This window comes from Pseudomonas xantholysinigenes (assembly GCF_014268885.2).
GTDB lineage: Bacteria > Pseudomonadota > Gammaproteobacteria > Pseudomonadales > Pseudomonadaceae > Aquipseudomonas > Aquipseudomonas xantholysinigenes.
This window is the reverse complement of the sequence record NZ_CP077095.1, coordinates 1,580,524-1,606,009: the sequence shown is the minus strand read 5'-3', so window position 1 is coordinate 1,606,009 and position 25,486 is coordinate 1,580,524. Positions and strand designations below refer to the sequence as shown.

General features: G+C 65.1%; 26 protein-coding genes. 13 read left to right on the top strand and 13 right to left on the bottom strand.

The genetic code is table 11. The features are described 5' to 3' along the window. The first annotated feature begins 117 nt into the window (after positions 1-117). Entirely contained in the window at positions 118-1,005 is an 888-nt protein-coding gene (htpX, locus tag HU772_RS07320; protein ID WP_134693086.1) for a protease HtpX, read from the top strand. A 188-nt stretch (positions 1,006-1,193) separates the two neighbouring features. On the opposite strand, the gene HU772_RS07315 is transcribed toward htpX, so the two are convergent. After that, positions 1,194-1,844, bottom strand: a complete 651-nt coding sequence (locus HU772_RS07315) for a thiopurine S-methyltransferase (protein WP_186662520.1) — start codon at positions 1,842-1,844, stop codon at positions 1,194-1,196. Positions 1,845-1,943: 99 nt separating this feature from the next. Between HU772_RS07315 and HU772_RS07310 the strand changes: the two genes are divergently transcribed. Next, a complete protein-coding gene (locus HU772_RS07310; protein ID WP_186662519.1) occupies positions 1,944-2,696 on the top strand; it encodes a DODA-type extradiol aromatic ring-opening family dioxygenase in 753 nt (250 codons plus the stop codon). Between the two features lie 112 nt (positions 2,697-2,808). Here the strand turns inward: HU772_RS07310 and HU772_RS07305 are convergent, their stop codons facing one another. Then, positions 2,809-4,485 (bottom strand): DEAD/DEAH box helicase, encoded by a 1,677-nt coding sequence (locus HU772_RS07305; protein ID WP_186662518.1) that lies wholly within the window; start codon positions 4,483-4,485, stop codon positions 2,809-2,811. Between the two features lie 432 nt (positions 4,486-4,917). Further along, positions 4,918-5,673, bottom strand: a complete 756-nt coding sequence (locus tag HU772_RS07300) for a spermidine synthase (RefSeq protein ID WP_186662517.1) — start codon at positions 5,671-5,673, stop codon at positions 4,918-4,920. Between the two features lie 117 nt (positions 5,674-5,790). Between HU772_RS07300 and HU772_RS07295 the strand changes: the two genes are divergently transcribed. Next, positions 5,791-7,137 (top strand): class II 3-deoxy-7-phosphoheptulonate synthase, encoded by a 1,347-nt coding sequence (locus tag HU772_RS07295; protein ID WP_186662516.1) that lies wholly within the window; start codon positions 5,791-5,793, stop codon positions 7,135-7,137. Here HU772_RS07295 and HU772_RS07290 read toward each other — a convergent pair. Beyond that, a complete protein-coding gene (locus HU772_RS07290; RefSeq protein WP_186662527.1) occupies positions 7,118-8,386 on the bottom strand; it encodes a winged helix-turn-helix domain-containing protein in 1,269 nt (422 codons plus the stop codon). The genes HU772_RS07295 and HU772_RS07290 overlap by 20 nt on opposite strands. An 89-nt stretch (positions 8,387-8,475) precedes the next feature. Further along, positions 8,476-8,694, bottom strand: a complete 219-nt coding sequence (locus tag HU772_RS07285; protein ID WP_028691731.1) for a DUF1127 domain-containing protein — start codon at positions 8,692-8,694, stop codon at positions 8,476-8,478. A 96-nt stretch (positions 8,695-8,790) separates the two neighbouring features. On the opposite strand from HU772_RS07285, the gene HU772_RS07280 reads away from it, so the two are divergent. After that, positions 8,791-9,642, top strand: coding sequence for a LysR substrate-binding domain-containing protein (locus tag HU772_RS07280; RefSeq protein WP_186662515.1), 852 nt, complete (start codon positions 8,791-8,793; stop codon positions 9,640-9,642). A gap of 38 nt (positions 9,643-9,680) precedes the next feature. On the opposite strand, the gene HU772_RS07275 is transcribed toward HU772_RS07280, so the two are convergent. Beyond that, the gene (locus tag HU772_RS07275) at positions 9,681-10,430 is read right to left on the bottom strand and encodes a sulfite exporter TauE/SafE family protein (protein WP_186662514.1); all 750 of its coding nucleotides are present in this window, start codon (positions 10,428-10,430) and stop codon (positions 9,681-9,683) included. Between the two features lie 116 nt (positions 10,431-10,546). Between HU772_RS07275 and HU772_RS07270 the strand changes: the two genes are divergently transcribed. From HU772_RS07270 to HU772_RS07260, 3 genes are all read left to right on the top strand, one after another. After that, complete coding sequence (locus tag HU772_RS07270) at positions 10,547-11,503, top strand: LysR family transcriptional regulator (protein ID WP_186662513.1); 957 nt, start codon at positions 10,547-10,549, stop codon at positions 11,501-11,503. A 55-nt stretch (positions 11,504-11,558) separates the two neighbouring features. Continuing rightward, positions 11,559-12,014 carry a MarR family winged helix-turn-helix transcriptional regulator gene (locus HU772_RS07265; RefSeq protein WP_186662512.1) on the top strand — a complete coding sequence of 152 codons (456 nt, stop codon included), beginning with the start codon at positions 11,559-11,561 and terminating at the stop codon, positions 12,012-12,014. 131 nt (positions 12,015-12,145) lie between these two features. After that, the gene (locus HU772_RS07260; RefSeq protein WP_134693075.1) at positions 12,146-12,574 is read left to right on the top strand and encodes an organic hydroperoxide resistance protein; all 429 of its coding nucleotides are present in this window, start codon (positions 12,146-12,148) and stop codon (positions 12,572-12,574) included. A gap of 217 nt (positions 12,575-12,791) precedes the next feature. Here HU772_RS07260 and efp read toward each other — a convergent pair whose 3' ends face one another. Both efp and earP read right to left on the bottom strand, forming a co-directional pair. Next, the gene (efp, locus tag HU772_RS07255; RefSeq protein WP_060483780.1) at positions 12,792-13,361 is read right to left on the bottom strand and encodes an elongation factor P; all 570 of its coding nucleotides are present in this window, start codon (positions 13,359-13,361) and stop codon (positions 12,792-12,794) included. 48 nt (positions 13,362-13,409) lie between these two features. Then, positions 13,410-14,543, bottom strand: coding sequence for an elongation factor P maturation arginine rhamnosyltransferase EarP (gene earP, locus HU772_RS07250; RefSeq protein WP_186662511.1), 1,134 nt, complete (start codon positions 14,541-14,543; stop codon positions 13,410-13,412). 134 nt (positions 14,544-14,677) lie between these two features. Between earP and HU772_RS07245 the strand changes: the two genes are divergently transcribed. After that, the gene (locus tag HU772_RS07245) at positions 14,678-15,076 is read left to right on the top strand and encodes a hypothetical protein (protein ID WP_186662510.1); all 399 of its coding nucleotides are present in this window, start codon (positions 14,678-14,680) and stop codon (positions 15,074-15,076) included. 2 nt (positions 15,077-15,078) lie between these two features. Further along, positions 15,079-15,561 (top strand): GreA/GreB family elongation factor, encoded by a 483-nt coding sequence (locus tag HU772_RS07240; RefSeq protein ID WP_186662509.1) that lies wholly within the window; start codon positions 15,079-15,081, stop codon positions 15,559-15,561. A gap of 11 nt (positions 15,562-15,572) precedes the next feature. Here HU772_RS07240 and HU772_RS07235 read toward each other — a convergent pair whose 3' ends face one another. Next, complete coding sequence (locus HU772_RS07235) at positions 15,573-16,496, bottom strand: LysR family transcriptional regulator (RefSeq protein WP_186662508.1); 924 nt, start codon at positions 16,494-16,496, stop codon at positions 15,573-15,575. Positions 16,497-16,619: 123 nt separating this feature from the next. Here HU772_RS07235 and HU772_RS07230 point away from each other — a divergent pair, with 123 nt between their 5' ends. Beyond that, complete coding sequence (locus tag HU772_RS07230; protein WP_186662507.1) at positions 16,620-17,369, top strand: 3-oxoacyl-ACP reductase family protein; 750 nt, start codon at positions 16,620-16,622, stop codon at positions 17,367-17,369. A 364-nt stretch (positions 17,370-17,733) separates the two neighbouring features. After that, positions 17,734-18,705 carry an IS110 family RNA-guided transposase gene (locus HU772_RS07225; RefSeq protein WP_217858722.1) on the top strand — a complete coding sequence of 324 codons (972 nt, stop codon included), beginning with the start codon at positions 17,734-17,736 and terminating at the stop codon, positions 18,703-18,705. A gap of 28 nt (positions 18,706-18,733) precedes the next feature. Here the strand turns inward: HU772_RS07225 and HU772_RS07220 are convergent, their stop codons facing one another. Then, positions 18,734-19,612: a LysR family transcriptional regulator gene (locus HU772_RS07220; protein ID WP_186656138.1), complete on the bottom strand. Its 879-nt coding sequence runs from the start codon at positions 19,610-19,612 to the stop codon at positions 18,734-18,736. A gap of 108 nt (positions 19,613-19,720) precedes the next feature. On the opposite strand from HU772_RS07220, the gene HU772_RS07215 reads away from it, so the two are divergent. Then, entirely contained in the window at positions 19,721-20,908 is a 1,188-nt protein-coding gene (locus HU772_RS07215) for an MFS transporter (protein ID WP_186656136.1), read from the top strand. 171 nt (positions 20,909-21,079) lie between these two features. Here HU772_RS07215 and HU772_RS07210 read toward each other — a convergent pair whose 3' ends face one another. The 3 genes from HU772_RS07210 to HU772_RS07200 are packed head-to-tail and all read right to left on the bottom strand — an operon-like array spanning position 21,080 to position 25,377. After that, entirely contained in the window at positions 21,080-22,432 is a 1,353-nt protein-coding gene (locus HU772_RS07210) for a TolC family outer membrane protein (RefSeq protein ID WP_186656134.1), read from the bottom strand. 9 nt (positions 22,433-22,441) lie between these two features. After that, positions 22,442-23,734 carry an HlyD family type I secretion periplasmic adaptor subunit gene (locus tag HU772_RS07205; RefSeq protein ID WP_186656132.1) on the bottom strand — a complete coding sequence of 431 codons (1,293 nt, stop codon included), beginning with the start codon at positions 23,732-23,734 and terminating at the stop codon, positions 22,442-22,444. Further along, on the bottom strand, positions 23,731-25,377 hold the full coding sequence (locus HU772_RS07200) for a type I secretion system permease/ATPase (protein ID WP_264082554.1): 1,647 nt from the start codon (positions 25,375-25,377) through the stop codon (positions 23,731-23,733). The genes HU772_RS07205 and HU772_RS07200 overlap by 4 nt, the downstream gene beginning before the upstream one ends. Between HU772_RS07200 and HU772_RS24925 the strand changes: the two genes are divergently transcribed. Continuing rightward, positions 25,343-25,480 carry a hypothetical protein gene (locus HU772_RS24925; protein WP_225923175.1) on the top strand — a complete coding sequence of 46 codons (138 nt, stop codon included), beginning with the start codon at positions 25,343-25,345 and terminating at the stop codon, positions 25,478-25,480. The two genes, HU772_RS07200 and HU772_RS24925, sit on opposite strands and share 35 nt — an antisense overlap. The last annotated feature ends 6 nt before the right edge of the window (positions 25,481-25,486 follow it).

Genomic DNA, 25,486 nt, shown 5'->3' with positions numbered 1-25,486 from the left:
TCTGCCATACTCCGCCGTACACAGTTTGAAATAGTCGCCCGGTTGAATCGGCGCGGCCTCCCCCTTATATACCCCGCAGTACGCAACGAACTCATCCGTCAGGAGAACGTAACAACCATGATGCGCATTCTGTTGTTTGTAGCCACCAACCTCGCGGTGGTGCTGGTTGCAAGCATTACCCTGAGCCTGTTCGGCTTCAACGGGTTCATGGCAGCCAACGGGGTTGACCTCAACCTCAGCCAGCTGCTGGTCTTCTGCGCCGTGTTCGGTTTTGCGGGTTCGCTGGTCTCGCTGTTCATCTCCAAGTGGATGGCGAAGATGACCACTGGCACCCAGATCATCAGCCAGCCCCGCACCCGCCACGAGCAGTGGCTGCTGCAGACCGTCGAGGAGCTGTCCCGCGAAGCCGGCATCAAGATGCCCGAGGTGGGTATCTTCCCGGCCTACGAGGCCAACGCCTTCGCCACCGGCTGGAACCGCAACGACGCCCTGGTCGCGGTGTCCCAGGGCCTGCTCGAGCGCTTCTCGCCCGACGAGGTGCGCGCGGTACTGGCCCACGAGATCGGCCACGTGGCCAACGGTGACATGGTCACCATGGCGCTGGTGCAGGGCGTGGTGAACACCTTCGTGATGTTCTTCGCCCGCATCATCGGCAACTTTGTCGACCGGGTGATCTTCAAGAACGAAGAAGGCCACGGCATCGCCTACTTCGTCGCGACCATCGTTGCCGAGCTGGTGCTGGGCATTCTCGCTAGCATCATCGTCATGTGGTACTCGCGTCGCCGCGAGTTCCGCGCCGACGAAGCCGGCGCCCACCTGGCCGGCACCAACGCGATGATCGGCGCCCTGCAGCGCCTGCGCTCCGAGCAAGGCCTGCCGGTGCACATGCCCGACACCATGAAGGCCTTCGGCATCAATGGTGGCCTCAAGCACGGGCTGGCCGGCCTGCTGATGAGCCACCCGCCGCTGGAAGACCGTATCGACGCACTGCGCCGTCGCGGTTGATTCCGGCAGCAACGAAAAAGGGCGACTTCGGTCGCCCTTTTTTTGCCCATGCCGCCCACTTGTAGGAGCGGCCTTGTACCGCGAAAGGGCTGCGCAGCGGCCCCAGGTCTTGGCATCATGCAAAATCGCAGGGGCTGCTACGCAGCCCTTTCGCGGCACAAGACCGCTCCTACAGGGTAAAAGCCAGCTCAGCGTCGTAGCCGATAGACTCGCTCTACCAGACTTGCAACGCCCGCCTTCAGAAACTTCGGGCTCTCACCAAGAATTTCCCGCACTTCGACTTCATCGACCTGCCAACTACCAAACCCTGCCCGCACTTCGACATCCGCCACCGAGAACGGCGGCCCGTCGATCAATGCCTGGTCGTAATCCAGGGTCACCAGCACGCCACGACACGCCATCGGCAATGTTTCACCCAGCAGCGCCATGTACCGCTCGCGCATTTCAGGCGGCAGCGCAATCAAGGCCGCGCGGTCATAGATCCCCGTGCAATCGGCAAGGTCCTCGGCACGCAAGGCGAATATGTCCCCACACCAGATCTGCACCTCATCACTGCGCCAGCTCTCGAACGCGCCGTGCTGCGTTACCTGCACCTGCAACCCATGCTCGGTGAAGAAGTCCTCCACCGCGCGCCGCGACAGCTCCACCCCCAACACCTGATACCCCTGCGCGGCCAGCCAGAGCATGTCCAGGCTCTTGCCGCACAAAGGCACCAGCACCCGCGCGCCAGGTGCCAGCCCCAACATCGGCCAGTGCGCCTGCAGGTACGGGTTCACCTGGGGCTGATGAAAGCCGATCTGGTTATCCGCCCACCGCTTGTGCCAGAACGCTGGCTCCATGATTCCTCCGGTTTTTCGATAAAAGCCTATGAAAACTTATATTGGATCTCGATCTTTGGCTGACCGAAGATGGGGCATCTTACCCCTCAGGATCCCGCCATGCTGCCCAGCCTGTTCATTTCCCACGGCTCCCCCATGCTTGCCCTGCAACCCGGCGCCAGCGGCCCGGCACTGGCCGGGCTGGCCCGCGCCCTACCCCGCCCCAAGGCGATCGTGGTGGTGTCGGCGCACTGGGAAAGCCGCGAGCTGCTGGTAATGGGCAACCCACAGCCACAGACCTGGCACGACTTCCACGGTTTTCCGCCGGCCCTGTATGCCGTGCAGTACCCTGCGCCCGGCGCGCCGGAACTGGCCCGACAGGTCGCCGAGCGCCTGGGCGCGCGGCTGGATACGCAGCGGCCGTTCGACCACGGCGCCTGGGTGCCGCTGTCACTGATGTATCCAGAAGCCAACATCCCGGTGATTCAGGTGTCGCTGCCCAGCCAGGCCGGCCCCGCCCTGCAGCTGAAGGTTGGCCAGGCACTGTCGACACTACGCGAGGAAGGCATCCTGCTGCTCGGCTCGGGCAGCATCACCCACAACCTGGGCGAACTGGACTGGCATGCCGGGCCGGATGCGGTCGAACCCTGGGCACTGGCGTTTCGCGACTGGGTGGTGGAACGACTGGAGGCGGGGGACGAGCAAGCGCTGCTGGACTATCGCCGGCAGGCGCCGAACGCGGTACGCAACCACCCCAGTGACGAGCATTTGCTGCCCTTGTTCTTTGCCATGGGGGCCGGGGCACGGTTTGGCATCGTGCATCAGGGGTTCACGCTGGGGGCGCTGGGGATGGATATCTATAGGTTCGACTGACGGGACTCTTCGCGGGTGAACCCGCTCCCACAGGTAACGCGTCAGACCCACGTCTGGCGCAGGCAAAAAAATCCCCGGCCAGGGCCGGGGATTTTTCATTGCAGCGCCAGGATCAGTCCTCGCGGTAGCGACGCAGCTTCAGCTGCTTGCCGGCCACGCGGGTGTCCTTGAGCTTGGACAGCAGACGCTCGAGGCCGTCTTCCGGCAGCTCGATCAGACTGAAGCTGTCACGCACCTGGATACGACCGATGGCATCACGCGCCAGACCACCCTCGTTGAGGATCGCGCCCAGCAGGTTCTTGGCAGCGATACCATCACGGGCACCCAGGGCGGTACGGCAACGCACGCGGCCTTCGGCCAGCGGCATTGGCGCACGACGCTCGCGATCACCACGCTCAGGGCGCTCACCGCGTTCGGTACGCTCACCACGCTCACGCGGGGTGTAGGTCGGCACCAGCGGCTGCTCGCGCTCGACGGTCGCCAGGTCCAGCGCCTGGCCGTTGGTGGCCTTGCGCAGCAGGGCCGCGGCCAGGGCACGCGGGGTGCAGCCCAGGTCGGCGGTCAGGCGGTCGAACAGCTCACCGTGGCTGGCCTCGGACTCGGCCACCAGCGGCGCCAGGCTGTTGGTCAGCTTCTTGATGCGTGCATCGAGCACGGCCTGGGCGTTCGGCAGGCGGGCCTCGGCGACCTTCTGCCCGGTAACGCGCTCGATGACCTGCAGCATGCGGCGCTCACGCGGGGTGACCAGCAGCAGTGCGCGGCCTTCGCGACCGGCACGGCCGGTACGGCCGATACGGTGCACGTAGGACTCCGGATCGTACGGCATGTCGACGTTGAACACGTGGGTGATGCGCGGTACGTCCAGGCCACGGGCGGCGACGTCGGTGGCGACGACGATGTCCAGGCGACCATCCTTGAGCGAGTCGATCACTCGCTCACGCTGGTTCTGGGCGATGTCGCCGTTCAGCGCGGCAGCCTTGTAGCCCTTGGCTTCCAGGGCGGCGGCCAGGTCCAGGGTGGCTTGCTTGGTACGCACGAAGGCGATCAGCGCGTCGAACTCCTCGACCTCCAGCAGGCGCAGCACGGCCGGGATCTTCTGGTCGGCGTGGACCATCAGGTGGGCCTGGTCGATCGCGGTGACGGTCTGGGTCTTGCTCTGGATCTTGACGTGCTTGGGCTCGCGCAGGTGACGCTCGGCGATCGAACGGATCGACGACGGCAGGGTGGCGGAGAACAGCACGGTCTGGCGCGACTCGGGGATGGCCTTGAAGATCACTTCCAGGTCGTCCATGAAGCCGAGCTTGAGCATTTCGTCCGCTTCGTCGAGTACCAGGTACTGAACGGTGGACAGGACTTTCTCGTCACGACGCAGGTGGTCGCACAGGCGGCCCGGGGTGGCGACAACGATCTGGGCGCCATTGCGAATGGCACGCAGCTGTGGGCCCATCGGGGCACCACCGTACACGGCCACCACGTTAACGCCTGGCATCTGCTTGGCGTAGGTTTCGAAAGCGGTGGCTACTTGCAGCGCCAACTCACGGGTTGGCGCCAGGATCAGGGCTTGCGGTTCGCGCTTGCTCACGTCGATCTTGTTGAGGATCGGCAGGGCGAAGGCAGCGGTCTTGCCGGTGCCAGTCTGCGCCTGGCCGATCATGTCGTGACCGGCGAGGATGATCGGGATCGACTGTTGCTGGATGGCCGACGGCTCTTCATAGCCGGTGGCCAGGACGGCAGCAACGATGTTCGGATTGAGTTCGAGAGCGGCGAATCCGCCGGTTTCCTGGGTCATGGGTCTGCCTCTAGGTGCATCCGCAAAGACCCATGCTCCAAAGCTGCACATGCCTTGAAAGACCAGAAGGTCACCCAGGCAGCTTTGGCGGCGGGGATTTGCGAAAACGATTGAAAAAGAAACGTGTGAGAGGGTCCGCCTAGCGGACATGCAGCCGAAGCTGGATTCGGAGGATTTGCACCACCTGATTTTGAGGTCCGCTAAAAGACCGGCGCGTACTATACCCGAATTCGGCAAAAACCGTGAGAAATATTTCAGGGCAAAAGGGGCGTAGTCGGCGAATGCCTGAAGGCGGCTGAAACGTTTCCCGTAATATTCGCGGCGCCCTCTTCGCGGGCAAGCCCGCTCCCACAGGTATCGAGTCGTTTCCATTGGCAGCAACTCGGCTGTGGGAGCGGGCTTGCCCGCGAAGAAGACAACACCGATACCCGCTCAGGTCGCCGGACGAACCTCTTTGATCAGGTACTCCAGCGAATACCCCAGCCGGGGCGCCAAGGCTTCGGCCCGGGCCCGCAGCCCGTCGATATCCAGGGTTTGCTCGAGATCAGCCGGCACCAGCAGGATCACGTTGCCCTCCTTCACCGGCAGTTCCCAGTAATGCCGGTGATACAGGCCGCGCAGCAGCGCCGCGCCCAACGGCCGGCCATCATCCCCCGCCCACTGGTTGATCACCAGCCAACCACCGGGATTAAGCTGCTTCTGGCAGTTTTCCAGGAACCCCCAGGCCAGGTGCCCGACTCCAGGACCATGATCGGTATACAGGTCGACGAACAGCAGGTCGGCCTTTTCCGACGTGGGCAGCAGTTCGAGGGCATCGCCCACCCGTACATAAAGGCGCGGGTCATCGTCCAGCCCCATGAACTCCATGGCCAGGCGCGGCACGTCCGCACGCAACTCGATGGCCTCGACATCCTCCAGCGGCAGAAACTTCAGGCAGGCTTGGGTCAGGGTTCCGGCGCCCAAGCCCAGGAACAACGCGCTCTCGGGCTGCTCATGGCACAGCGCGCCGACCAGCATGGCACGGGTGTAGTCGTATTCCAGCCAGCTGGGATCGGCGATGAACGTGCAGCTCTGCTCGATGGCGTCGCCAAACTCGAGGAAGCGGTAATCTTCCACCTCGTACACGCTGATGACGCCAAAGGCATCCTCTACCCGTGCCAGCAGCCGCTCTTCCCGCTCCGTCGCCATCCTCACCACCGCCTGCGCAAAACGCGCATTGTCCGCCAATGCCAGTGGTGCAACAAGCAGGCCGCCAGCGTTACCATGGCCAACACGCCCGAACCGACACTATAGATAGAGCCCGTGATGACCCGACCCTGGAGCCCTGACAGCTGGCGCGCCCTGCCGATCCAGCAGCAACCGACCTACCCCGATGCCGCGCATCTGCTCAAGGTCGAGCAGACCTTGGCCAGCTACCCACCACTGGTGTTCGCCGGCGAGGCCCGCGAACTGCGCCGGCAGTTCGCCGAGGTCACCCAGGGCCGCGCGTTCCTGCTCCAGGGCGGCGACTGCGCCGAGAGCTTCGCCGAGTTTTCCGCGGCGAAGATCCGCGACACCTTCAAGGTGCTGCTGCAGATGGCCATCGTCATGACCTTCGCCGCCGGCTGCCCGGTGGTCAAGGTCGGGCGTATGGCCGGCCAGTTCGCCAAGCCGCGCTCGGCCAACGACGAAACCATAGGCGACATCACCCTGCCCGCCTACCGCGGCGACATCGTCAACGGTATCGGTTTCGACGCCGCCAGCCGCGTGCCCGACCCCGAGCGCCTGCTGCAGGCCTACCACCAGGCCACCGCCAGCCTCAACCTGCTGCGCGCCTTCGCCCAGGGCGGCTTTGCCGACCTGCACCAGGTACACAAGTGGAACCTGGACTTCATCGCCAACTCGGCCCTGGCCGACAAGTACCATCAGTTGGCCAACCGCATCGACGAGACCCTGGCGTTCATGCGCGCCTGCGGCCTGGACAGCGCGCCGCAACTGCGCGAGACCAGCTTCTTCACCGCCCACGAGGCGTTGCTGCTGAACTACGAAGAAGCCTTCGTGCGCCGTGACAGCCTCACCGGCGACTATTACGACTGCTCGGCGCACATGCTGTGGATCGGCGACCGCACCCGCCAGCTGGACGGTGCCCATGTCGAGTTCCTGCGCGGGGTGCACAACCCGATCGGGGTCAAGGTCGGCCCAAGCATGGACCCCGAGGAACTGATCCGCCTGATCGACGTGCTCAACCCGGACAACGACCCAGGCCGCCTCAACCTGATCGTGCGCATGGGCGCCAGCAAGGTCGGCGACCACCTGCCCGGGCTGATCCGCACCGTCGAACGCGAGGGCCGCCGGGTGCTGTGGAGCTCCGACCCGATGCACGGCAATACCATCAAGGCCAGCAGCGGCTACAAGACCCGCGATTTCGCGCAGATCCTCGACGAGGTCAAGCAGTTCTTCCAGGTGCACCAGGCCGAGGGCAGCCATGCCGGCGGCATCCATATCGAGATGACCGGGCAGAACGTCACCGAATGCATCGGCGGCGCCCGGCCGATCACCGAGGACGGCCTGTCCGACCGTTACCACACCCATTGCGATCCGCGCATGAACGCCGATCAATCGCTGGAACTGGCTTTCCTGATCGCCGAAACCCTCAAGCAGGTACGCCGCTGAGCAAGGCCTGACGCAGCCGGCTGCCCTCGGCACGGGGGCAGTTGAGCTGAACCTGCGCCAGCCCCAGCCAGCCCGCCAGGCGCCACAGGTTCGCGGCCAGCGCCTGATAGCCCGCTTCATCCAGCCCCTGCGCCTCCTCATGTACCGCATGCACCGCCAGCCGACCCTGGGCGCGTTCGGCGCGCAGGTCCAGGCGCGCGGCAATGCGCTCCTGGTACAGGAACGGCAGCACGTAGTAGCCGTATACGCGCTTGTGCGCCGGGGTGTAGATCTCCAGGCGGTAGCGAAAATCGAACAGACGCTCGGTACGCTCGCGCGCCCAGACCAGCGAATCGAACGGCGAGAGCAAGGCGCTGGCTTCGATACGCCGGGGAATCCTTGGCACGCCCGCGACATAGGCAGGTTGTTTCCAGCCCTGCACGGTGCAGGCCTGCAGGCGCCCGTCCTCGACCAATACGGCCACGGCGGCCTTGCTCTGCTGCGGCGAGAGGCGAAAGTAGTCGCGCAGATCCTGTTCGGTGGCCACGCCCAGGGCGCCGGCGGCATGCAGCAGCAAGCCCTGGTGCGCTTCGGCCTCGCTGGGCTGGGCCTGTTTGAGGATAGTCACCGGCAACACCCGCTCGGGCAGGTCGTACAGGCGCTCGAACCCGCGACGCCCGGCCACGGTGACCTCGCCGGCGGCGAACAGCCATTCCAGCGCATGCTTTTCTTCGCTCCAGTCCCACCAGGGGCCGGCGCGCTCCTCGCGGGTGGACAGGCTGCCCGCGCCCAGTGCGCCCTGCTCGCGCACCGCCGCCAGCACTCGCTCGATCACCTCGCGCCGCTCGCGGCCGAATTCGGCCAGTTGCCGGTAGATGCCCTTGCCATCGGCGGCGTGGGCCATGCGCCAGCGCATCAGCGGGTACAGCGCCAGTGGCAGCAGCGATGCTTCATGGCCCCAATACTCGAATAATCGGCGCTGGCGACGCTGTCCCCAGGCGAGCTGGTCGAGCAGGTCCTGCGGGTAGTCGCCCAGGCGCGAGAACAGCGGTAGGTAGTGGGAGCGCACCAAGGCATTGACCGAGTCGATCTGCACCACGCCCAGGCGCTGGAACATACGGGTGAGGCTGGCGAGAGTCGCCGGGCCGCCGAGCGACTTGCCGAAGCCCTGGGCAGACAGGGCCAGACGGCGGGCCTGGCGAATAGACAGTTCGAGGGGCAATGGAGGTACCTCACAGTGGTTCTGCAAGCCTTCTGGTGTCTGCACCATAGCATTCGCGGGCAAGCCCGCTCCCACAAGCACCATGGCCCTGTGGCAGCGGGCTTGCCCGCGAAGAACCCAGCACAGCCTTCACCTGCCTACTTGCGCAACGGATCCTCCCAGAAATGCCGATCGGCCTCCTGCTGGATATCGGCCCGCGACAACCCCAGGTCGTGCAGCGTGGCATCGCTCAAGCGCGCCAGTTCGTCGCGCTGGCGGTGCAGCTCGTACCAGCGCAGCAGCCGCCCGCCGGCATCGTGCAACAGGTGGCCGAGGGTAGACCCAGGCTGGTGAGCTACGTTGAAATGACCTTTCATCATGACGCCCTCCTTGTGGATGGCTCCAGTCTCTGCCTGGGCCTAAGATCAATCCAACGAATGTTTCTGATGCCGTGCATCTAGGAGATTGATGCCATGTCCCAGTATCAGAGCCTCGACGCCGAGGTGCTGCGCACCTTCGTCGCCATCGCCGAGCAAGGCGGCTTCACCCGTGCCGGCGAGGTGGTCAACCGCACCCAGTCGGCAGTCAGCATGCAGATGAAACGCCTGGAAGAAGACATCCTCCAGCGCCAGCTGTTCGAGCGCGACGGCCGCCAGGTGCGCCTGACCGCCGAGGGCCAGGTGTTGCTCGGCTATGCCCGGCGCATCCTCAAGCTGCATGGCGAAGTGTTCAACACCCTGCGCATGCCGCACATGGTCGGGGTGGTGCGCATCGGCACGCCGGACGACTACGCCATGCGCTACCTGCCGAGCATCCTTACCCGCTTTGCCCAGGCCTACCCGTTGATCCATGTCGAGGTGCACTGCGACTCGTCCAAGCAACTGATGCTGCGCCAGGACCTGGACCTGACCATCGTCACCCGCGAACCGGGCAACGAGGTCGGCCAACTGTTGCGCCAAGAGCGCCTGGTGTGGGCCGCGGCCGAGGGCTTCTGCCCCCAGGAGCAACGCCCGATGCCGCTGGCGCTGTTCAACACCGACTGTTTCTGCCGGGGCTGGACCTGCAATGCCCTGGAGCGCCAGGGCATCGAATACCGCATCGCCTACACCAGCCCGAGCCTGGCGGCGATCTTCGCCATCGTCACCGCCGGCCTGGCGGTGACCGCGCAGTTGCAGAGCCTGATCGGTGGGCAACTGCGCATCCTCGGCGAAGAGGATGGTTTGCCGCAGTTGCACATGGCCAATGTGATGCTGCTGCGCAACGACCAGCAGCATTCGCCCATCACCGATTGCATGGCCGAATACATCGTCGAAGGGTTCAAATGACAGGTGGGATCCAGGGGCCGCCTTGCGGCCCTTGCAGGCTACAGCTCGAACCCGAGCATCAGCGCGCACACCACCAGGAACCCGCAGAACATTGCCCGCAGCACCTTCTCAGGCAACGCATGCGCCAGCTTCACGCCCCAACTGATGCTGAGCAAACCACCGATTGCCAGGGGGATACCGACACTCCAGACAACACTCTGGTGCAGCCCATAGGTCAACAGCGTCACCAGGGTGCTCGGCGCCGCCAGCGCCAGCGACAGCCCCTGGGCCACGACCTGGGTCGTGCCGAACACCGAGGTCAATATCGGCGTGGCCACCACCGCCCCGCCCACGCCGAACAGCCCGCCCATGGTCCCGGCAAAGCTGCCCAATACGCCCAACCATGGCCACGGATAGCGCAGCTGGTTGCTCGGCGGCCTCACCGGCAGGAACATCCGTGCCACGTTCCACACCGCCAGGACCACCAGAAAACCGACGAAGTACAGGCGCATCGACTGCGCATCGATCCCGACAGCCCAGATCGCCCCCAGCCAGGCGAACACGAAGCTGCACAGCGACAACGGCACGGCGTGGCGCAACTCAATGCGATTGCGCTGGTGATAACGCCACAGCGCCAACAGCACATTGGGCACCACCATCACCAGCGCGGTGCCCTGGGCCAACTGCTGGTCGAGGCCGAACAGCACCCCCAACGCCGGAATCGCGATCAAGCCGCCACCAATGCCGAACAGGCCGCCCAGGGTGCCCAGCGCCGCTCCCAATACGATGTACATCAACCACTCGATCATCCGGGCCTCATCCGCCTGCTTTCAGAGAATGAGCGGCATGCTACCCAGTCGCGGCTGGCGGGGAAACGCACAGCAGCGCACAATGGCTGTGCGTATTCTGCATAAGCAAAGCCCCCATGAGCCCCGATATCCTCACCGAACAACTGAGCCTGTTTCTCGATGTGCTGGAAACCGGCAGTTTTTCCGCCGCCGCCCGTCGCCACCCGCTGACCCCGTCCGCCGTGGCCCGGCGCATCGACAGCCTGGAAAGCGCCGTCGGCAGCCGCCTGTTCTCACGCAGCACCCACGCCGTACGCCCGACGCCGGCCGGCAAGGCCTTCGCCGAGCGGGCCCGGCGCATCATCGAAGAGCTGCGCCTGGCCCGGGCCGAGGCGGTGTCGTTGAGCAACGCCCCCGAAGGGCTGATTCGCATCGATGCCCCCGCGGCCTTCGGCCGCCGCCACCTGGCTCCGGCCATCGCCGACTTCCTGGTGGCCTACCCCGGGCTCGATGTGCAACTGCGCCTGATCGACAGTTTCGTCGACCTGCACGGCAGCCACCTGGGCGAAGTCGACCTAGTGCTGCGCGCCGGCCCTCTGGCCGACACCCGGCTGGTGGCCACGCCCTTGGCCTACATGGTGCGCATTGCCTGCGCCAGCCCCGCCTACCTGGCCAGCCGCGGGGTGCCGGCCTGCCCCAGTGAACTACCCGACCACGACGGCCTCGATTGGGATGGCCTGGCGCCGCCCTTTGCCTGGCGCTTCAACGTCGACGGCCAGGCCCGGCTGTACCGCCCCGCGCGCATGCGCATGGCCGCTAACAATGCCGAGACCTTGCTGTTCGGCGCCCTGGCCGGGCTGGGCGTGGCCCACCTGCCCACCTGGCTGATCAGCGACTACCTGCTGCGCGGCGAATTGCTCCCCCTGTTTTGCCAAAACGGCCTGCCGGAGCCCGAAACCAGCGGTATTTATGCCCTGCGTCTGGAACATGAAACGAACTCTCGCAGCCGCTTGCTGCTCGAATTCCTCAAGAGCCGATTCAGCCCGGTGCCCCCCTGGGACCTGGCCCTGAGAAGCGAGCTGCGCTGGCAGTGAGCGCACCAAGCTTTGGCGTGCTAGATTTCCTCACTCATCGATACCAAGGACTTGCATGAACGCCGATACCCAAGCCCCCTGCAACGAACTGCTGCTGGACAACCAGGTCTGCTTTGCCCTGCACTCCACATCGCTGCTGATGACCAAGGTCTACAAGCCACTGTTGCAGGCGCTGGGCCTGACCTATCCGCAATACCTGGCCATGCTGGTGCTATGGGAGCGCGACGGCCTGACGGTGGGCGAGATCAGCCAGCGCCTGCTCACCGACCCAGGTTCCTTGACGCCGCTGCTCAAGCGCCTGGAAAGCGAAGGTTTGCTCAAGCGCAGCCGCAGCCGCGAAGATGAGCGCGTCGTGCTGGTGCAACTGACCGACAAGGGCCGCGCCTTGCAAGACCAGGCCCGCCGTGTGCCGCAGTGCATTCTCCAGGCCAGCGGCCATAGCGCGGAGCAGCTGCACAAGCTGCAAGCCGACCTGCTGGCGCTGCGCGCGCAACTGCAAGACCACCTCTGACGGCTATCCTGTAGGGTGGCTGTTCGGATGAATGGTCGAATATTTAACTTGCGCACTAAATAATTGCGCGCTAAGTTACAACCCGTACCCACTCAGCGCCGACGGCGCACAGCACACAAGCGAGGCTCAAGATGCAAAAGGTCACTCCGCTGTACATCGCAGAAGCCACCTCCACCGGCGGTCGCGACGGCAAATCCCGCTCCAGCGACGGCAAGCTGGACGTCAAGCTGAGCACGCCCAAGGAGCTGGGTGGCGCGGGTGGTGAAGGCACCAACCCCGAGCAGATGTTCGCCGCCGGCTACTCGGCCTGCTTCATCGGCGCGCTGAAGTTCGTTGCCGGGCAGGAGAAAAAAGCCCTGCCCGCCGATGCCTCGATCACTGCCAAGGTCGGTATTGGCCAGATTCCTGGTGGTTTCGGCCTCGACATCGACCTGCACATCAACCTGCCGGGCCTGGCCCAGGCCGATGCCGAAGGGCTGGTGGAGAAGGCGCACAAGGTCTGCCCTTACTCCAACGCCACCCGTGGCAATGTGGATGTGCGCTTGCATGTGACTGTGTAACCGCAAGCAAGCCCTGAGCGGCCTGGTGTCACGAAAGGGGCGCGCAGCGCCCCCGACAGTGGAACAGGCGAATAGCGGATTCGCCCTGCGAATTCTGGGAGCGCTTTGCGGTCCTTTCGCGGCACAAGGCCGCTCCTACAGGGAATGTGCCCTCCCTGAAATCAGGCACAAAAAAACCCGGCCAAGGCCGGGTTTTTCGTGCTCATCGCAAGAAGGATTACTTCTTGGAACGGCCCTTGAAGCTGTTGTCGCGAGTGTCGATGTCGATCCACTCGTCGATCTGGATGAAGTCGGCAACCGAGATCTCGGTACCGTTCTTCAGCTTGGCAGGCTTCATGACCTTGCCCGAGGTGTCGCCACGGGCGGCGTTCTCGGTGTAGACAACCTGGCGGCTGATGGTGGTCGGCAGTTCTACCGATACCAGGCGGCCTTCGAAGAACACGGCTTCGCAGATGTCTTCCATGCCTTCTTCGATGTACGGCAGAACGGCGTCGATGTCTTCGGCGTTCAGTTCGTACATGGTGTAGTCGGTGGTGTCCATGAAGGTGTACGAGTCACCGCTGATGAACGACAGGGTCGCTTCTTTGCGATCCAGGATCACGTCGTCCAGCTTGTCGTCCGCACCGTATACGGTTTCGGTCTTGTAGCCGGTCAGCAGGTTCTTCAGCTTGGTCTTCATGATCGCGCTGTTACGGCCCGACTTGGTGAACTCAGCTTTCTGAACCAGCCACGGGTCGTTGTCGATCCGCAGTACGGTACCGGGTTTCAGTTCTTTACCAGTTTTCATTACGAAGTATCCGAATCTGGATGGATTTATAAAAATCGAGGCCGCGTATCATAGCGAATTTCGGTAAAACTGTACCAGCCTCGTGGCAAGGTCCGGCCGAGCGGCCTGCGCGGCCTGCCACTGCCGGGCGTGTTCGCGCAATTCCTCCCAGTGCGGCTGCAGCGCCGTCCAGGCCTGCCCCATCGGCTGATCCATGTTCCAGGCCCGCCACAGCGCGCTGAGCGCGTGGCCGGCGGCCGGCGACAACCCCTGACGATAGAGGGCGAGGAACGCCTCGAGCTTTTCCCAGTGGGCGTTCTCTTCCTGGATATAGATGTGCCACAGCATCGGCGCGCCGGCCCATTGCGCGCGGACGAAGGAATCCTCGCCGCGCACGGCGTTGAAGTCGCAGCTCCACAACAGCCGGTCATAGTCGTCCTGGCTGACGAAAGGCAGCACCTGCACGGTCAGCGCGCCACGCCGGTGCAGCGTGCCCACAGGCAGTTCCGCCTCGCCCAGCCAGGTGCCCAGGTCCCCGAGGATGCGCCCCTGCGGCACCAGCAGGTGGCTGGGGTGCGCAGCAGCGGCCAGCGCATCCAGCCAGTTGCCCAGTTGCGGGTTTTCGTAGGCGAACAGCGAGATCAGCCGCGCGCCTTCCTCGGGCTGGACGCCCAGCCCGCCAAGGAACTGCTCGCGTTCACCGGGCGCCTGGCGCAAGGCCTGGCAACGCGGCAGCAGGCTGGCTTCACGCAGCAGGCCGCCGGTCTTGTCGGTGAAGCCGGGGAAGAAGAAGAACTTGCGCAGCCCATTGGCCTGGGGCGATGGCAAGCCATGACAGCCCTCCACCCAGTCTTCGGCGCTCAGGTAGTCCAGGTTCAACCACAAAGGTGGCGTGGGCTGCCGGAGCATGGCCTCGACGTAGCCGTCCGGCAGCTGGCAGGCAAAGGCGCCAATCACCACCTGGGCCGGCTCAGCGCCTGGCCAGGTCGCAGGCCAGTGGCGAATTTCCACCCCTTGCTGCCATTGCTGCGCCGCCCCGGCATCGGCCTGCGGGCACAGGCGCACGAAGGCCTGCAGGTCATCCACCCACAGGCGCACGGCCAGGTCGTGCTCGGCCACCAACTGCCGGGCCAGGCGCCAGGTCACGCCGATATCGCCGTAGTTGTCGACGACCGCACAGAAGATATCCCAGGTGGGTTTCATGGCCAGGTTCCGGTGCCTGCGAAAAAAGACCGCGAATTGTGCGGGCAAATGCCTGTGGACAAAAGCCTGGCACTGAAAATAACCCTCGTGCCATGCGACAATGGCGGCCTCGAACCGCCTGCCAGGAGGCCGCCATGCCCCGCCCCCGCGATCTGAAGATTACCTTGAAGCCCGTGCAGCTGATCCTGTGCGTCGCCTTCGGCCTGTGGCTCGGCGCCGTGGCCATCGCCCTGAGCCTGTGGCTGGCCCTGCGCCTGTGGCCGGAGCAGGCGCAACCGCTGGTCGAGGCCGTCGCTGCGCCGGTAGTCCAACCCGCCATCGCACCGGCACCGGCACCGGCCGACGACGCCCAGGCGCAGATGTTCGAGCACTACAAGGACATCCTGCACAAGCAAGAGCTGCAGCAAGCCGCCGAGGCCGCCCAGGGCAACCCTCGCAACCTGAACAGCCCCAAGTGCCAGTTCTGGCTGCAGCAGAACCGCACCGCGCCGACCGACAAGAGCCAGGCCAACGTGCTGGAGTTCTGCTACTGACCATGGACAAGCCCGCCCTGCTCCAGCGCATCGTCGCCACCCTCGAACAGGACATGGAGGTGCTGCGCCGCGCCGCCCAGACCGCCTACGAGGCGGCCACCGCCGAAGAGAACATCGCCGAGAACAAGTACGACACCCTGGGGCTGGAGGCTTCGTACCTGGCCACCGGGCAAGCCCGGCGCACCGCCGAGATCCGCCAGGCACTGGTCACTTATCAACAACTGCTGCTGCGCGACTACGATCCGGCGCGAGGGATCCAGATCGGTTGCCTGGTCACCCTTGAAGACGAAGATGGCCAGCAGCGCCGACTGTTCCTCGGGCCCGAGGGGGCCGGGCTGAAAATTGGCGAGGGCGCCGAGCAGGTGACGGTGATCACGCCGCGCGCCCCCTTGGGGCAGCAGATGCTCGGCAAACGGGTGGATGACGAGATCAGCCTGGTGGTCAATGGACTGGCGCAGGTTCAGTTCATCATTGCCGTCAGCTGACAGCGCGGCGCCTACAGGGCATTGAACCGGCTGGCCAGGTCCTGCTCGGCGAAGCGCTCCACGACATAGTCGATGAACGCCCGGGTCTTGCCCGGCAGCAGCTTGTGCGCGGCGTAGTACAGGCTGATGTGGCCATCGTCGACGTACCAGTCGGGCAACACCCGGCACAGGCGACGATCGGTGAGGTACGGCACCGCGAACGGCAAGCTCACCAAGGCGATGCCCAGCCCCTGTTCGGCCACCGCGCAGGCGGCGTCGGAATCGCTCATGGTCATGGTTTGCGGCAATTGCAGCGGGCACTGCTCCTGCCAGCGACTGGTCAGCGGCCATGACCGCACCCGCCCGGTCTGCGGCGAACGGATCAGGATGCCGTCATGACGCTGCAACGCCTGCGGATGATCGATCGGCGTGCAGCGTTGCAGGTACGTCGGCGCCGCCACCAGCACCCGGTGCGCCGGGGTCAGCTTGCGCGCCACCACCCCAGGCGGCAACTCAAAGCCACCACCGATGGCGGCGTCGAAGCCCTGGCCGATCAGGTCCACCTGGCGGTTGTCAAAATGCCAGTCCGGGGTGATCGCCGGGTAACGGCGCAGGAACTCGCCCAGCAACGGCAACACGTACAAGCGCCCGAACACCGTGCCCATGCTCACCCGCAGCAACCCCGCCGGCTGGCCTTCGGCACTGGCCAGGTTGGCCATCGCGTACTGGATGGTGCGCAGGCTGTCGCTGACCTCGCCGAGAAAACGCTGCCCGGCCTCGGTCAGGGTCAACTTGCGCGTGCTGCGCTGGAACAAGCGCACGCCCAGACGCGCCTCCAGCTGGGCGACGTTCTTGCCCACCGCCGCCGGGGTCAGGGACAGGCGCCGAGCCGCTTCGGCAAAACTGCCAACCTCAGCGCTGCGGACGAAACATTCGAGGCTGCTGAACGATTCCATACGCGAATTACCAACCAAAAGTTTACTCAGATAATAGCGATTGCCATCTTATCAGTACCTAATCGAAGGTCGATACTGCGTCCATCCAAGGCATCCGGCCTTGCTTGCACGCAGGAGATCAGCATGTCCCAACAACTTCCCCTCACTGGCAAGGTGGCTCTGGTCCAGGGTGGTTCCCGCGGTATCGGCGCGGCCATCGTCCGGCGCCTGGCCCAGGACGGCGCCAAAGTCGCCTTCACCTATGTCAGTTCCGCTGCCGTCGCCGAGGCCTTGGCCAGCGAGATCAACGGCAACGGCGGCCAGGCCCTGGCCCTGCGCGCCGACAGCGCCGACGCCAGCGCCGTGCAGCGGGCGGTGGCCGGCACCGCCGAGGCTTTCGGTGGCCTGGATATCCTGGTCAACAACGCAGGGGTGCTGGCGGTGGCGCCAGTGGCCGAATTCGACCTCGGCGAATTCGACCGCCTGCTGGCAGTCAACGTGCGCAGCGTGTTCGTCGCCACCCAGGCGGCGGTGAAACACATGAGCCAGGGCGGGCGGATCATCAACATTGGCAGCACCAATGCCGAGCGCATGCCCTTTGCTGGCGGCGCCCCCTACGCCATGAGCAAGTCGGCGCTGGTCGGCCTGACCAAGGGCCTGGCACGCGACCTCGGCCCACAGGGGATCACCGTCAACAATGTGCAACCGGGGCCGGTGGACACCGACATGAACCCGGCCAGCGGCGAGTTCGCCGACAGCCTGATTCCGCTGATGGCCATCGGTCGTTATGGCAAGGTCGAGGAAATCGCCAGTTTCGTGGCGTACCTGGCGGGGCCTGAGTCGGGGTACATCACCGGGGCGAGCCTGACCGCCGATGGCGGCTTTGCGGCCTGAGGTGCCATTCCCCTTGTAGGAGCGGCCTTGTGCCGCGAAAGGGCTGCAAGGCAGCCCCAGGTTTTCAGCGTCGACGCATAGATCGCCGGGGCCGCTGCGCGGCCCTATCGCGACACAAGGCCGCTCCTTGTATCTCGACTTTCGCCTCCCTAGAGGCGAAAGTTCTCGACTGATCATCGAGGGAAGGCCTTGAAGCAGAGCCGCTCCAAGGGCATCAAGCCCGCACTGTAGATAACGCTCTGGTCTTCCAACCCCACTCGACGAGTTCGAACGGTATCTAGTGCCCGCCCCCGGCGTGAGCACGCATTAACAAGGTTGAACTGAGTGTAGGGTGATCGACTTTCGTAGTTTGAAGGAGGAGATCATGTCCGTCTTTGTTGGCGTTGATGTCGCCAAAAAATCTTTCGACATTGCCATCCCGCTCCCCAATGGCAAGATGCGCACCAAAGCCAAGCTGTCCAATGATCCTGGAGGGTTCAGGCAGTTTAGCGACTGGCTTGAGCGCCATGCTGAACCAGGCGCCTGGATTGTTATGGAGGCTACAGGCATCTATCACGAAGCGCTGGCCGAGCACTGTCACAACCAAGGTTATCGGGTGTGCATTCTGAACCCGGCGGTGATTGCGAAATTCGCTGACGTGGAGCTTCGGCGCGTCAAAACAGATAAGGCTGACGCCAAAGTCATTGCTGCCTATGGCCAACAAAAGGCTGTCTCGCTTCGCCAGTGGGAGCCTGAGCCCCCTGCGCAGCGCCGCTTGCGTGCTCTGGTGCGGCGACTGGACGACCTCAAGGAAATGCGCCAGATGGAGCAGAATCGTTTGGATGTCGCACTAGATGCGGTACAGCAGTCGATTCAAGACGTAATCGGGCACATCAACGAAGAGCTGGAAAAGACCAGGAAGGCCATCGAGCAGACGATCGATGATGATCCAGACCTGCGCAAGCGACGTGAGCTGATTACCTCGATTGATGGTTTGGGTGACACCACTGCTACGTTGCTGCTCGCCGAACTGGGCGATCCACTGAAATACCAAAGCCCTTCTGCGATTGTCGCGTTTTCAGGCTTAAACCCAGTGGTGCAGCAATCGGGAGAGTTCATAGGTAAGAGCACTATTTCGCGTACAGGCGCCTCAAGGCTGCGTGCAGGCTTGTGGATGTCAGGCACTGTCTCAATCAGACATAACCCTGTTGTGAAGGAACTGGCAGAGCGGTTGAGCAGCCGGCACAAAGCTTACAAACAGATCGTCTGCGCGGCGATGCGCAAGCTGCTGCACCTGGTTTACGGGGTGGTGAAGTCGGGGATACCGTTTGACCCCAAAATCCCTCTTGCGGGGTGAGGGTCAAGACGGTATCTACAGGGGAGCATCAGGTCGGCGGGAGGCTCTGTTCCATGACGTCGAGGAACGCCCGCGCGGCGGGCGTGGGGCTCGGCGACCAGACCGCATACAGATGCCGCACCGGGGCATCCACCAGCGCTACCGTGGCCACGCCCTGAAAACCTCGGGCGATGCGCTCGGGCACCAGCCCCACGGCCATGCCGCGCTGGACGAACTTCTCCACCAGGCGGATATGACCGATCTCGAACTGCACCCGATGCCGCACCCCCACCGCCTGGAACGCCTCGTCGGTCTGCCGGCGCGCGCCCGTGCCTTCGGGGAAGTCCACCAGCACCTCATCGGCCAGTTCGGCGAGGGCCAGTTGCGTCCGGCCCGCCAAGCGGTGGGCCTCGGGCAATACCGCCACCAGCTCCTCCCGGGCCAGCAAGCGGTGCTGCACACCGTGCAGTGCTTCGCCCTGCCACAGGCCAACGAAGCCCACATCCAGGCGCCGCTCGCACACATCCGCCATCAGCAGCTCGCTCTTGGCCGTCAGCCAGCGCACGTCCACATCCGGGTAACGGCCATGGAACACCGCCAGCAGGTCGACCAGGTCCAACGCCGTCAGCGAGCTGATCTCACCGATCGACAAACGCCCACGCACCTGGCCGCAGGCGGCGGCCACATCGTCGGCCACCCGCCTGGCCGCCTCCACTGCCGGCCGCGCACTCAGCACAAAGGCCTCGCCGGCCGGGGTCAGGCGCACGCGCCGCGAACTGCGTTCAAACAGGCTTACCCCCAATTGCGCCTCAAGGCGCGCCACCTGGTGACTGAGCGCCGACTGCACCACATGGCAGCGCTCGGCGGCGCGGGTGAAACTGCCGGTGTCGGCCACGGCCAAGGCGTATTCGAGCTGCTTGAGGTTCATCGATCTATCTGCTTTCAAGATGGATAAGTTGAAAACTATACATTGGTGTCATGCCGGACACTTCCTGATACTGATCGCCATTCAACCTTGCCTGCCATGAGATCCTCCATGAACTCCCCGACTCTCGGTCGCGCCCTGATCCTGCTGATGGCCACCGCCACAGGCCTGGCCGTGGCCAGCAACTATTACGCCCAACCCCTGCTGCACAGCATTGCCGCGCAGTTCGGCCTGAGCACCGCCAGCGCCGGCAGCATCGTCATCGCCGCCCAGCTCAGCTATGGCGCCGGGCTGCTGTTGCTGGCGCCGCTGGGCGACTTGTTCGAGCAGCGCCGACTGATCGTCAGCATGGTCCTGATCGCCACCGCGGGCCTGGTGATCAGCGCCTGCGCGCCAAGCCTGCCGTGGTTGCTGTTCGGCACGGCACTGACCGGGCTGTTCTCGGTGGTGGCGCAGATACTGGTGCCCATGGCCGCCGCCCTCAGCGCCCCGGAGCAACGCGGCCGCGCCGTGGGCACGCTGATGAGCGGTTTGCTGCTGGGCATCCTGCTGGCGCGCACCGCTGCTGGTTTCATGGCCGAACTGGGGGGCTGGCGCAGCATCTATGTCCTGGCGGCCGTGCTGATGGCGATCAGCGCCTTCGCCCTGTATCGCAGCTTGCCGCGACACCACAGCCACGCCGGGCTGAAATACCCGGCGCTGATCGGCTCGGTGTTTCGCCTGTTCATCGAAGAACCGGTACTGCGCCTGCGCTCGCTGCTGGGGTTGCTGGCGTTCAGCCTGTTCGCGCTGTTCTGGACGCCCTTGGCGTTCCTGCTGAGCAATGCGCCCTACCACTACTCCGACGCGGTGATCGGCCTGTTCGGCCTGGCCGGCGCGGTCGGCGCGCTGGCGGCCAACTGGGCCGGGCGCCTGGCAGACCGTGGCCAAGGGCCGCTGGGCACCACGGTGGGGCTGGTGGCGTTGTTGCTGTCGTGGGTGCCGCTGGGCTTCGCGCAAAGCTCGTTGCTGGCATTGCTGGTGGGGGTGCTGTTGCTCGACCTGGCGGTGCAACTGGTGCACGTGAGCAACCAGAACGCGGTGATCGTGCTGCGCCCCGAGGCGCGCACGCGGCTCAATGCCGGGTATATCACCTGCTATTTCATCGGTGGCGCGCTGGGCTCGTTGCTGGGCACGCAATTGTTCGAAGTGCATGGCTGGGACGGGATCGTAGTGGCTGGGTTGGCGATTGGCGCCCTGGCCCTGGTGGTGTGGGGGCTGGCCGAGCGCAAGCGCGGGAAGCTGGTCGTGGCAGCCTGAATGCCCTGTGGGAGCAACTGTCTTGCTCAACTGCTAAAGCTAGCGCGGTCGCTGTGGGAGCGGCTTCAGCCGCGAACACCGGCGCAGCCGGTGCCAAGCACCGCGTCGCCTTCTTCGCGGCGGTGCGGCGGTCCGACAAGCCCGCTCCTACAGGGTTTTGCGCATGCTCGGTCAGCCTGACTTGCCCGCGATGAACGCTTCGTCCACCCGCGCCAGCTGCGTCTCGCTCAACATCCCGGCTTGGTAGTGCAGCTTGATCCACGCCAGCAGGTAGTCGTAACGCGCCTGGGCCAGGTCACGGCGGGTGGTAGCCAGCTGTTGCTCGGCATTGAGCACATCGAGGTTGACCCGCTCGCCTCCTTGCACGCTCTTGCGCGTGGACACCACCAGCGCCTCGGCCGCCACCAAGGCCCGCTCATAGGCGCGCAGGCGACTGGCGCCGGACTGGCAGGCGTTATACTGCTTGCGCAGCTCGATCAGGGCGCTGCGCGTGTTGCCGTCCAGCTCGTACTCGGCCTGCTCCAGGTGCCGACTGGCCTGGCGGGTCGAGGCCATCACCCCGCCGCCGGCGAAAATCGGCACGCTGACCTCGATGCCCACGGTGTTGGTGTCGTAACGCTGGTTGTAGGTGTTGCCGCTGTCCGATTCCTGGCGTCGCGAGGTGGCGAACGCAGTGACCTTGGGCAGGTGCCCGGCGCGGTTGCGCTCCACTTCGTAACGCGCCACATCCAGCGCCTGGCGCGATGACGCCAGCTGCGGGTTGTTGGCCAGGGCGCGCTCCTGCCAGGCTTCGTAGCCGCTCGGGTCGACCACCGGCAAGGTGAAGCCGACACGCAGCGGCGCCAGGTCCTCGACCCGCACCGCCGGCTCGCCGATCAACGCGCCCAGCTCGCGCAGGGCGGCATCCTGGTCGTTGCGCGCCTGGATCTCCTCGGCATCGGCCAGCTCGTAGCGGGCCTGGGCTTCGAGAATATCGGTACGCGTGCCTTCGCCAGCATCGAACAGCCGCTGGTTCTGCTGGAACTGCTGGCGATACGCCTGCTTGCTGGCGACGCTGATGGCGATCTGGTCCTGGGCGAACAGCGCCTGGGTGTAGCTGGTCATCACCCGCACCAGCAGTTGCTGGCTCTGGTCGCGAAAGTTCTCGTCGGCGTACAGCGCCTGGGCCACGCCCTTGCGGTAGCTCGAATAGGCTTCGTAGTCGAACAAAGGCTGCTGGAGAATGAAATTCGAGCCCATGCTGTTGTAGTTGCGGTCCTCCTTCTGCCGCCGCGAATCCCCAAGGTAACGTACCTCGGAGTCGTTGCGCCCCTTGTTGTAGCTGTACGAGATGTTCGGCAGCAGGCCGGCGCGGCCGATGGCGCGGTATTCCTGGCCAGCCTCGCGGGCCTTGAAGGCGGCGAGGTAGGTCGGGTCGCGGCGCAGGGCCTGCTCGTAGACCTGAAACGGCCCCATGGCCGCCTGGGTGGCGGTCGGCAGCCAGGCACAGGCGAGCAGCAGCCCGATCAGTGGGTACTTCTTCACTGGGCGTCCTTATTGTTCGGTCAAGGCGGTACCTGCACGATCGAGCAGGGGTTTGAACAGGTAGTTGAGTAGCGAACGCTCGCCGGTGCGCACGAACAGTTCGGCGGGCATGCCCGGACGAATGGACAGGCCTTGCAAACGCGCCAGCGCTTCATCGCTGACCGTGCTGCGCAGCACGTAGTAGGGCTGGCCGGTGCGCTCGTCGATCAACTGGTCGGCGGAGACCAGCGCCACCTCCCCGCTCACCCGCGGCGTGCGGTTCTGGTTGAACGCGGTGAACAGGATGTCCACCGGCAGCTGCAAGGCCACCTTGTCCACCAGGTTCACCGGCAGGCGCCCTTCCACTTCCAGCGCGGTGCCCTGGGGCACGATCTCCAGCAGGGTGTCGCCGGCCCGCACCACGGCGCCTTCGGTGTGCACGCCGAGGTTGACCGCGATGCCGTCGGCAGGCGCGAGGATTTCGCTGTGCTGCAGCTCGAACTGCGCGGAGTTGAGCTGCTGCTCCAGGGTCGCGGCCTTGACTTGGGCCTCGGCCAGCTGGCTGCGCACCTCCTTCTGGTATTCCTCGCGGCGCTGTTGCAGGTTGAGCCGGGCCTCGACGATCACCTGCTCCAGGCGTGCGCTTTCGCCGGCGTTCTGCGCCAGGTCACGCTGCACCTGAGACAACTGGCGCTGGTACTCGAGCACGCGGTTGCGCGGGATGTAGCCATCGCCGGCGAGCGGTCGCAGGCTGTCGAGCTGCTCGCGCAGGGAGTCGGCCTGGGCCTGCAGGTCGCCACGGGCGCGGCGCATGCCGCCCAGCTGGGCCTGGGAGCCATCGATGCTCGCTGCCAACGCGCCCTGCTCGCGGGCCTGGGCCTGGCGGCGGCTGTCGAACAGCTGGCGCTGGCCTTCGAGGATCAACGCCAGGCGGGCGTCGGTGTCTTCCAGCAGTTCACCGGGAAAGCGCACCTGGGCCAGGTTGTCGCGCTCGCTCTGCCAGCGCGCCAGGCTGGCGCGGGTCATGCGGTACTGGGCCTGCAAGGCCTCGACATCCGCCTGCGCCTGGGTACGGTCGAGGCGGAACAGCGGCTCGCCCTGATGCACCGCCTGGCCCTCGCTGACCAGGATCCGGCTCACCACGCCCGCCGCCATCGACTGCACCGCCTTGCGTTTGCCCGAGACCACCACGGTGCCTTGCACCGGCACCCCCTGGTCAAGCGGCGCCAGGCTCGCCCAGGCCATGAACCCGCCAAAGCCGAGCAGCGTCAGCGCCCAGCCCAGGCGCACATGGAAACGGGCATCACGGTCGTGTCGGCTCATGCGCCACCTCCGGCCTGCAGCGGTCGTTGCGCCTGGGCCTGGCCCATGGCGTGGAGAATGTCCCGTGCCGGGCCGAAGCCCTGCATGCGGCCTTCGTTCATCACCAGCAACTTGTCGGCCTGGGCCAACGCCGCGCTGCGGTGGGTAACCAGCACCACGGTGCGGCCCTGGGCCTTGAGCTGGACCAGCGCACTGGCCAGGGCCGACTCGCCGTGGCTGTCGAGGTTCGAGTTGGGCTCGTCGAGCACGATCAACCTGGGGTTGCCGTACAACGCGCGCGCCAGGGCGATGCGCTGCTTCTGCCCGCCAGACAGGTCGACACCCGCCTCGCCCAGGCGTGTGTCGTAGCCCTGGGGCAGGCGCAGGATCAGCTCATGCACCCCCGCCAGGCGTGCCGCCTCGACCACCTGGTGGCTGTCCAGCGCGCCGAAGCGGGCGATGTTCTCGGCGATGCTGCCACGCAGCAGTTCGATGTTCTGTGGCAGGTAGCCAATGTGCGGACCAAGGGCCTCGCGGTCCCACTGGCTGAGTTCGGCGCCATCGAGGCGCACGTGGCCGCCGAGGGTCGGCCACACGCCGACCAGCACCTTGGCCAGGGTCGACTTGCCCGAGCCCGAGGCCCCCAGCACGCCCAACAATTCCCCCGCCGCCAGGCTGAAGTGCACCTGCTGCAAGGTCGCCTGGTCGCGTCCGGGTGGGCCGGCGCTGATCTGCTCTACGCTCAGTTGCCCGCTCGGCGCCGGCAAGGGCATCGGCGTCGGCGGTTCGGGGTGCTCGCGCAGCAAGTCATCCAGGCGTTGGTAGGCCAACTGGGCGCCGCTCCATTGCTTCCACACCGCGATCAACTGATCGATCGGCGCCAGCACCCGGCCCATGAGGATGGAACCGGCGATCATCATGCCCGGGGTCATCTGCCCCTCGATCACCAGCAGCGCGCCCAGCCCCAGCACCAGCGATTGCAGGCACAGGCGCAGGCCCTTGCTGGTGGCGGTGATCACCGCCGAGGTGTCGCTGGCCTTGTTCTGCAGGTCGAGGAACCGCCCGTGCAGGCTGAACCAGCGTTGGCGCAGCGCGCCGAGCATGCCCATGGCCTGGATGCTTTCGGCGCTTTGCAACTGGCTGCCGGCCAGTTGCGTCGATTGCTGCTGGAAGCCGCTGGCCTCGGCCAGGGTGGCGTGGGTCATGCGCTCGTTGAGCAGCGCCAGGGCGATCAGCAGCAGCGCGCCGACCGTGGCCATCACCCCGAGCCAGACGTTGAAGACGAAGATCACCGCCAGGTAGATCGGAAACCAGGGCGCATCGAAGAAGGCGAACAACGCCGGGCCGGTGATGAACTGGCGCAATTGGGTGAGGTCGCCCAAGGCCTGCCCGGCGGCACCATCACGCTGGCGCAAGTTGCGTTCGAAGGCGGCGCGATAGACCTTGAGGTTGAAACTTTTTTCCAGCTGGTTACCCACCCGGATGACAATGAAACTGCGCACCGCTTCCAGCGCGCCGATATACACGAAGAAGCCGATCACCATCAGGGTCAGCATCCACAAAGTTGTCGTGTTCTGCGAACTCAGGACACGGTCGTACACTTGAAGCATATAAATCGACGGCACCAGCATGAGCAAGTTGATCAAGGCCGTGAAACAACCCACGCTGATCAAGGTTGATTTAAATTCGCCGAGCGCCGCCCACAAAGGCGCCCCGGGCTTTTTGCTCGGTAGTTTCATGTTTCGCCCTTGTTTACCTGGAACTTGAAAGTTC

Bases quoted from the DNA above. Each gene is read 5' to 3' on its own strand.
- HU772_RS07225 (WP_217858722.1), top strand. From the start codon at position 17,734: ATGTCCGTCTTTGTTGGCGTTGATGTCGCCAAAAAATCTTTCGACATT.
- HU772_RS07315 (WP_186662520.1), bottom strand. From the start codon at position 1,844: ATGGAGCCAGCGTTCTGGCACAAGCGGTGGGCGGATAACCAGATCGGC.
- htpX (WP_134693086.1), top strand. From the start codon at position 118: ATGATGCGCATTCTGTTGTTTGTAGCCACCAACCTCGCGGTGGTGCTG.
- HU772_RS07265 (WP_186662512.1), top strand. From the start codon at position 11,559: ATGAACGCCGATACCCAAGCCCCCTGCAACGAACTGCTGCTGGACAAC.
- HU772_RS07305 (WP_186662518.1), bottom strand. From the start codon at position 4,485: ATGACCCAGGAAACCGGCGGATTCGCCGCTCTCGAACTCAATCCGAAC.
- HU772_RS07215 (WP_186656136.1), top strand. From the start codon at position 19,721: ATGAACTCCCCGACTCTCGGTCGCGCCCTGATCCTGCTGATGGCCACC.
- HU772_RS07260 (WP_134693075.1), top strand. From the start codon at position 12,146: ATGCAAAAGGTCACTCCGCTGTACATCGCAGAAGCCACCTCCACCGGC.
- HU772_RS07310 (WP_186662519.1), top strand. From the start codon at position 1,944: ATGCTGCCCAGCCTGTTCATTTCCCACGGCTCCCCCATGCTTGCCCTG.
- HU772_RS07230 (WP_186662507.1), top strand. From the start codon at position 16,620: ATGTCCCAACAACTTCCCCTCACTGGCAAGGTGGCTCTGGTCCAGGGT.
- HU772_RS07270 (WP_186662513.1), top strand. From the start codon at position 10,547: ATGAGCCCCGATATCCTCACCGAACAACTGAGCCTGTTTCTCGATGTG.
- HU772_RS07275 (WP_186662514.1), bottom strand. From the start codon at position 10,430: ATGATCGAGTGGTTGATGTACATCGTATTGGGAGCGGCGCTGGGCACC.
- HU772_RS07280 (WP_186662515.1), top strand. From the start codon at position 8,791: ATGTCCCAGTATCAGAGCCTCGACGCCGAGGTGCTGCGCACCTTCGTC.
- HU772_RS07300 (WP_186662517.1), bottom strand. From the start codon at position 5,673: ATGGCGACGGAGCGGGAAGAGCGGCTGCTGGCACGGGTAGAGGATGCC.
- efp (WP_060483780.1), bottom strand. From the start codon at position 13,361: ATGAAAACTGGTAAAGAACTGAAACCCGGTACCGTACTGCGGATCGAC.
- HU772_RS07295 (WP_186662516.1), top strand. From the start codon at position 5,791: ATGACCCGACCCTGGAGCCCTGACAGCTGGCGCGCCCTGCCGATCCAG.
- HU772_RS07205 (WP_186656132.1), bottom strand. From the start codon at position 23,734: ATGAGCCGACACGACCGTGATGCCCGTTTCCATGTGCGCCTGGGCTGG.
- HU772_RS07240 (WP_186662509.1), top strand. From the start codon at position 15,079: ATGGACAAGCCCGCCCTGCTCCAGCGCATCGTCGCCACCCTCGAACAG.
- HU772_RS07245 (WP_186662510.1), top strand. From the start codon at position 14,678: ATGCCCCGCCCCCGCGATCTGAAGATTACCTTGAAGCCCGTGCAGCTG.
- earP (WP_186662511.1), bottom strand. From the start codon at position 14,543: ATGAAACCCACCTGGGATATCTTCTGTGCGGTCGTCGACAACTACGGC.
- HU772_RS07220 (WP_186656138.1), bottom strand. From the start codon at position 19,612: ATGAACCTCAAGCAGCTCGAATACGCCTTGGCCGTGGCCGACACCGGC.
- HU772_RS07290 (WP_186662527.1), bottom strand. From the start codon at position 8,386: ATGGTGCAGACACCAGAAGGCTTGCAGAACCACTGTGAGGTACCTCCA.
- HU772_RS24925 (WP_225923175.1), top strand. From the start codon at position 25,343: ATGAGCAAGTTGATCAAGGCCGTGAAACAACCCACGCTGATCAAGGTT.
- HU772_RS07235 (WP_186662508.1), bottom strand. From the start codon at position 16,496: ATGGAATCGTTCAGCAGCCTCGAATGTTTCGTCCGCAGCGCTGAGGTT.
- HU772_RS07285 (WP_028691731.1), bottom strand. From the start codon at position 8,694: ATGAAAGGTCATTTCAACGTAGCTCACCAGCCTGGGTCTACCCTCGGC.